Here is a 6,375-nt window from a genome sequence, read left to right on the forward strand (position 1 = left end):
ACCAAGCAGCTCCTATTTTTAATTGCTGATTATCCATAGGAAAAATCCAACTATAACCTTTAGGACTCCATTTATGACCGAGAAAAAAAACTAAATTATCTTGATACTTTTGATAATCTAATTCTGGCACAGCAATTAAATATTCAATGCCCACTGCTTTTAAAAAATTAGGTTTTTCTCGTCTGTGTTTATACATAACTGCTCTAGCGTATCCCGTGGCATCAACCAATAAACGAGTATTAACTGTTTCGATTTCCTCGCCTTTTGATTTCAAGAAAACAGTTAGCTTATCCTCCATCTGTTGATATTTCAGATAACGACAACCTAAACGAACTTCTCCCCCCAAACCCAGCACTTCCGCCGCTAAAAACTCTCGCAATTTGGCAAAATCAAAAACTACCCCTAAAGGTTGCGGTGATGACCAAAAATGATGTATGCTAGTGGAGATAATTTCGATATTTTTCCAAAACCTAGCCACTACGGTTTCGGGGAGATTGAATTGTTCTAAAATTTCTAGGGGAGAAGCGGCACTAGAAAAGTTATTATCTTGCCAACTAGAATGTTGTTCCACCAAAAGAACACGATAACCTTTTTCACTTAATAATCTACCACAGTGACCTCCCGCCGGTCCACCCCCAATAATTACGACATCATAATCCATGATTTACTCCCTCGCCTAATCTTGCTAACTTGCTTTTATTTTACCCTAAATCGCCCTCTGTTAAACCCCAAACTTATGAAGCTGTTGTGCATCTAAATTTGATAAGTAGCTGGTTATAATTAAATTAAAAATGGATTTTGCCTTTAATCCCCCCTTGATCCCCCCTTGATCAGGGGGGTGCCGATAGGCGGGGGGATCCCCCCTGCCCCCCTTGATAAGGGGGGTGTCTGACAACTTTTAACACCTACCTACTTACTCTTTTTGACCTGTTCCCTATTCCCTCATCAAAATGTGGACTAACTTATGACATTTTTATTATTATTAGTTACTTTCCTATCGCTAATAATTTGGTTATATTTAATCTTAGCCAGGGGACAATTTTGGCTATCTAACCAAAAAATTAATCCTGTCACTTCTCCCTTAACAAATTATCCAAAAGTCTCGGCAATTATCCCCGCACGAAACGAAGCCGACGTTTTACCTATGAGTTTAACCTCCCTCTTTAACCAAGATTATCAAGGAGAACTTTCGATTATTTTAATTGACGATCAAAGCAGTGATGGTACGGAAAAAGTTGCCCAAGAAATTGCTGATCAATCTCATAAATCTGGACAAATAACTATTATTTCTGGACAACCTTTAGAGATAGGATGGACGGGTAAATTATGGGCAATGAAACAGGGAATAAAAGAGGCTACCGAGAAATTTGCACCCGATTATTTTCTCTTCACCGATGCCGATATTGCCCACGCACCAGATAATTTAACCCAATTAGTCACTAAAGCAGTACAGGAAAAACAAGCTTTAGTTTCCCTGATGGTGTTGCTACGCTGTGACAGTTTTTGGGAAAAATTTCTCATTCCTGCCTTTGTTTTTTTCTTCGAGAAACTCTATCCTTTTCCCCTAGTTAATAACCCTAATTCCCCGATAGCAGCCGCCGCCGGGGGTTGCATTTTAATTCGCCGAGATATCCTAGAAAAAATTGGCGGTATTGAGATTCTTAAACAAGCTTTAATTGATGATTGTTCTTTGGCGATTGCGGTTAAAAAATATCTGCAAAATCACCCAGAAAATAACGAGAGTTCCATCTGGTTAGGATTAACAGAAACCACCTATAGTCTCCGTCCCTATCCCGATTTAGCCAGCATTTGGAATATGGTAGCCCGCACCGCATTTACGCAACTAAATTACTCAACACTTTGGTTAATCGGGACAATTTTCGGGATGTTTTTAACCTATTTAGCCGCCCCCTTGGGTTTAATCTGGGGATTGGTCTTAAAAGAAACATCAATTATTATAATTAGTGCCGTCACCTTATTACTAATCGCCCTCTCCTATAGCCCGACTTTAAGACTATATAAATTATCCCCCCTGCGGGCTTTAACTTTACCCCTAATTGCCCTCTTTTATAGTTTAATGACCGTCGATTCTGCCCTGCGTTATTGGCGCGGCCAAGGGGGAGGTTGGAAAGGGCGAGTTTATCCTAATTAGGGTTTGCTGAATAATGGTAAAACCCTTTTAAAATAGGTCTTTTGACCTGTTAAAATCTGATGTTAGTGCAAGAAAATAGTAACTGAAAAAGTCCAGTAGGGTGCGCCCTTCGATAGCGTAACGCACCAAATAAATTAATGATAGATAAGAACTCTTGCAAATTAATTATATGTCATAAAACATTTTACCATTTGGGGATGGGGGGGTGAGTGCGATTATCTGTAGTGCGATCATGGATTTTCAACTATAATCAAAGATATTGATTTATCCCATGAGGTAACAATGTTATCGATTAATCTAGATCGAGAAACCGAGAACTATCTAGCAGACATCATTTCTGAAGAGAATATTAGCTCAGAAGAACTTCTGAAAAAACTCATTTACGAACATTGGCAAAGCTTAAAACCGCGTAAAACTTTATCACAACGCCGGGGAGGTCATCCTCAGCATCTTTTAGAAAATGCTCCACCTGATTTGTCATTGCGAGAAAACCGCAAAAAAGTAGTTGCAGAATATATACAAAACCATCATCAGCAACATCATTTATGACAAATTATCCCCCAAAAATTATTACAGAATCAATCAACCAATTCTCTAACTTCAAAGCAGGCACACGCTCAAATTCACGAGTATTTGCGGTAACAAGAGTCAGATCAAGCGCTAGAGAATGAGCAGCAATCAGTAAATCATTTGGACAGATTGGGGTTCCTGCTTGCTCCAAATGTTTACGAATTAGGGCATAGTGCTTATCTACAGTTGATTCTAATGGCAAAACTGTCAAGAACTCCAGGATGCGTTCTAGTTGCTGCACCAGACGGGAGGAACCACTTTTAACCACTCCAAATCTTAATTCACACGCCACAATGATGCTCGTACAAACGCTTTCTTCGCCGACATCCACAATATGCTGGAAAACCTGACCTTGGGGATACCTGATCAAATGTGATAGGATGTTAGTATCAAGCAGATATTGATAGGTCATTGGGTGGTACTAAAATGTAATGTCATCAAGGGGAAGCAACCCTTCATCTATATCAGGAAAATTGTCTGTAATGTCTGGCAAAGTAGTCAGCAAAGAAATTAGAGAACCGGAAGAAATCGGCTCAATGATTAAGCGATGACCTTCTTTGCGTAACAAAACCTCTGTACTTGATAGGGCCAGTTCAGGAGGAATAGTTAATACTTGCTCTTGTCCACTTGTTAGTAAAGAAACCTGACGTAAATTTTGCATCTGTTGACCCCTTTGTTAATGATCGCCTTACTATTTTAACTTATTTATCTAGTTATCTCGTTCCCAGGTAGAACCTGGGAACGCTTGATTCAGGTTCTACCTGATAACTGTTTACTGATAACTGTTCACTGAAATTCCAGTTCTTCTTAAATACTACTTTAAGGTAGAGACTTAGATATTAAGTAGGTAGTTGTTAAAAATTGTCAGACACCCCCCTTATTAAGGGGGGCAGGGGGGATCGAAGACAAAATCTATCTTCAATTTAATTAGAACCACTTACTTATCAGCTTAATTTTCTTCGTCCGCTTCTGGGGTTGGTTGTGGTAAACGAGCGATAAAATCTTTCATTTTGGGATGATTAAACATTTTCTCCGTGTCTTGCAGAAGACTTTTACCCCAGAGATTTTCCCCCAAAAATTTCAGACTGGCATAACGACTATCGCTAGTGAGAGCGGCCTGAGCTAATTTGATGCCCTCCTCAGTTTTACCTTGACTATAAATAGCCACCGCAACAGCTAACTGAGGTTCCGGCTGTTTAGGATCGATTTTCAAAGCGGCGCGCCAATCTTTAAGAGCCGCTTCCTTATCACCCTTTTCGTATTTAACTAACCCAATATTATTAATAGCGGGCCAAAAATTTTTATCTTGACTAACAGCTTTTTCGTAAGCTGCAATCGCCGCAGGATATTGTTCTAACTTGAGATAGGAATTACCCAGATCAAAAAGAGCGGGGGAGATATCGGGTTTCATTTGCAAACCCGCTTCAATCTGGGCAATAGCAGACTTGTAATCTTGATTCTGAAAATAGGCACTACCGAGGGAAAATTTAATATTAGCGTGGGCATCGGCGGGAGCAATGGACAAAGATTGATTTAATGCCTCGATACCGAGTTGCACCTGATCGTCTTGCAGATATAAACTACCGAGAATAAACCAAGTTTGATAGAGATGGGGGGCTAACTGCACCGCTAACTTAGCCCGTCCGAGGGCCGCATCGGTACGGCGAAAACGAGCTAATTGGATGGCATCTTCGGCCATTTCAATTCCCGCTTGTTCCATCTGTTCTAACTCCGGTTCGATGGCGTAGGGGAGTAGCGCTTGGGAAAAAGCCGGCGGGCTGCCAGCGACGAAAAAAACGAGCAAAGAAATGATTAATTGAAGTTTTGGCACAGTTTACCCCCGCGATAGGCCTTTTTTAATCAGTCTATCTCGCTTGGGAGTTGTTGGCTAAAGAAACAACAAAGGCAACTCTAGAGACGTTAGTATATAACCAATTAACTTTTGGCTCATCGATGACAACAACCGTGTTGGGAAAATCAAATCGCCCCCTATTTTGGATATTCGGACTCATGGCTAGTGGTTTTCTGGCGGTGGGAGTGGTTTCTTATCGCTTGCTGCAAACTCCTCCTCCTGCCCTAGAATTGGCGAAAATGACCGTTCCTGCTCGACGGGAAACCCTCGCTGTGGAAATTAAAGCTAGTGGTAGGGTGGAACCAATCCAAAGTGTCAACATTAGCCCGAAAAACCCCGGCCGATTAGTGCGATTATTGGTGGATCAGGGCATGATTGTTAAAAGGGGACAAACCCTCGCCGTCATGGATAATTTAGAGGTGTATGCCAGGGGAATGCAGTCAGAAGCGCATCTGCGGGAAGCTCTAGCCAGTCTGGAACAGGCTAAACGCAGCATTCCCGAAGATATCCGGCAATTACAAGCCCGATTTTATCAGGCCCAGGCCAGCTATAAGCAATTAGAAGCCCGTTTAGCTCAGGCCAAAGAAAGAATTCCGAAAGATTTAGACCAACTGCAAGCTCAGGTACAAGCAGCCCAATCCCGTTTTCGACTAGCAGAAAATCGGGTTAAACGCAATGAAAATTTAGTCCGGGAAGGGGCGATCGCTCAAGACCAATTTGATGCCGTCCTCAATGAATATCTCAACGCTAAAGCCAATTTAGACGAATCGATCCGCCGTTTGGAACAAGCGGATAAAACCGCTTCCCCAGAAGTGGCTGGAATTGAGCAGGAAATGATCCGAGCGGCAGCAGCGATCGCAGAAGCGAAATTTGCCCTCGAACAACGCCAAAAAACCCAAGAAACCGAGCTTGCTCGACTAGAATCATCTGTAGCGGCCGCTAGGGCCGATTTAGAGCAAATTAAGATTCAATACCGCGATACGGTCATTACTGCTCCCTTTGATGGCATCGTCACCCAAAAATACGCCACCGAGGGTTCTTTTGTCACTCCCACCACTTCGGCCTCCAGTACCGCTTCCGCCACTTCCACCTCGATTATCGCCCTGGCATCGGGATTGGAAGTGATTGCTAAAGTGCCGGAAGTAGATGTGGGTTTATTGCAGCGCGGCCAACCAGTGCGCATTGTCGCCGATGCTTTTCCTGAAGAAGTCTTTGAAGGTCGAGTTATTCTTGTGGCTCCCGAAGCGATTATCGAGGATAATGTTACTTCTTTTGAAGTGAGAATCGGTTTGGTGACGGGACGGGACAAACTCAAATCGAAAATGAATGTGGATGTAACTTTTGTCGGCCAGCAGTTAGATAATGCCCTCGTCGTGCCGACTGTGGCCATTGTCACCCGGGAAGGCAAGTCAGGGGTTTTAGTTCCCGATGCCGAAAATAAACCCAGTTTTCAACCCGTTTCGATCGGTTTGGTCTTAGACGATAAAACCCAAATTTTATCAGGTTTGGAAGCTGGAGAAAAGGTCTTTATCGATCTCCCCGAAGGGGCCGAAGATACCTCGAAAACTAATCAAAAATAATCAAAAATCTCAATAATTTTTCTTAACAAATATCTCCAAATTGTCTTTTTTCTGATCGGGCAGCAGTCAGGATTCAGGATTCAGGAGACAGGATTCAGGAGACAGGATTCAGGAGACAGGATTCAGGGGACAGGATTCAGGGACAGGAGATTATTTTATTTATTCTCCCCACACCCCACACCCCACACCCCACACCCCACACCCCACACCCCACACCCCAC

8 protein-coding genes are annotated in these 6,375 nt (G+C 42.6%); 3 read left to right on the forward strand and 5 right to left on the reverse strand.

Annotated features, from left to right (window positions below):
* The coding region (locus PX636_RS05660) for an NAD(P)/FAD-dependent oxidoreductase (RefSeq protein ID WP_288116450.1) at positions 1-661 on the reverse strand (661 nt) is incomplete at its 3' end.
* A 303-nt stretch (positions 662-964) separates the two neighbouring features.
* Between PX636_RS05660 and PX636_RS05665 the strand changes: the two genes are divergently transcribed.
* Complete coding sequence (locus PX636_RS05665) at positions 965-2,152, forward strand: glycosyltransferase (RefSeq protein ID WP_288116451.1); 1,188 nt, start codon at positions 965-967, stop codon at positions 2,150-2,152.
* Between the two features lie 282 nt (positions 2,153-2,434).
* A complete protein-coding gene (locus tag PX636_RS05670) occupies positions 2,435-2,701 on the forward strand; it encodes a hypothetical protein (RefSeq protein WP_002784632.1) in 267 nt (88 codons plus the stop codon).
* 4 nt (positions 2,702-2,705) lie between these two features.
* Here PX636_RS05670 and PX636_RS05675 read toward each other — a convergent pair whose 3' ends face one another.
* The 4 genes from PX636_RS05675 to PX636_RS05690 form a co-directional block, all read right to left on the reverse strand.
* The gene (locus tag PX636_RS05675) at positions 2,706-3,134 is read right to left on the reverse strand and encodes a type II toxin-antitoxin system VapC family toxin (RefSeq protein WP_002797947.1); all 429 of its coding nucleotides are present in this window, start codon (positions 3,132-3,134) and stop codon (positions 2,706-2,708) included.
* A 9-nt stretch (positions 3,135-3,143) separates the two neighbouring features.
* A complete protein-coding gene (locus PX636_RS05680) occupies positions 3,144-3,383 on the reverse strand; it encodes an antitoxin (RefSeq protein ID WP_002793069.1) in 240 nt (79 codons plus the stop codon).
* A 288-nt stretch (positions 3,384-3,671) separates the two neighbouring features.
* Entirely contained in the window at positions 3,672-4,553 is an 882-nt protein-coding gene (locus PX636_RS05685; RefSeq protein WP_288116453.1) for a tetratricopeptide repeat protein, read from the reverse strand.
* Between the two features lie 34 nt (positions 4,554-4,587).
* Positions 4,588-4,734: a hypothetical protein gene (locus PX636_RS05690; RefSeq protein WP_288116455.1), complete on the reverse strand. Its 147-nt coding sequence runs from the start codon at positions 4,732-4,734 to the stop codon at positions 4,588-4,590.
* Between PX636_RS05690 and PX636_RS05695 the strand changes: the two genes are divergently transcribed.
* A complete protein-coding gene (locus PX636_RS05695; RefSeq protein ID WP_288116457.1) occupies positions 4,676-6,154 on the forward strand; it encodes an efflux RND transporter periplasmic adaptor subunit in 1,479 nt (492 codons plus the stop codon). The genes PX636_RS05690 and PX636_RS05695 overlap by 59 nt on opposite strands.
* Positions 6,155-6,375 lie beyond the last annotated feature (221 nt).

This window comes from Microcystis sp. M53598_WE2, assembly GCF_030067735.1.
Classification (GTDB): Bacteria; Cyanobacteriota; Cyanobacteriia; order Cyanobacteriales; family Microcystaceae; genus Microcystis; species Microcystis aeruginosa.

Bases quoted from the DNA above. Each gene is read 5' to 3' on its own strand.
- PX636_RS05665 (WP_288116451.1), top strand. From the start codon at position 965: ATGACATTTTTATTATTATTAGTTACTTTCCTATCGCTAATAATTTGG.
- PX636_RS05670 (WP_002784632.1), top strand. From the start codon at position 2,435: ATGTTATCGATTAATCTAGATCGAGAAACCGAGAACTATCTAGCAGAC.
- PX636_RS05675 (WP_002797947.1), bottom strand. From the start codon at position 3,134: ATGACCTATCAATATCTGCTTGATACTAACATCCTATCACATTTGATC.
- PX636_RS05680 (WP_002793069.1), bottom strand. From the start codon at position 3,383: ATGCAAAATTTACGTCAGGTTTCTTTACTAACAAGTGGACAAGAGCAA.
- PX636_RS05695 (WP_288116457.1), top strand. From the start codon at position 4,676: ATGACAACAACCGTGTTGGGAAAATCAAATCGCCCCCTATTTTGGATA.
- PX636_RS05690 (WP_288116455.1), bottom strand. From the start codon at position 4,734: ATGAGTCCGAATATCCAAAATAGGGGGCGATTTGATTTTCCCAACACG.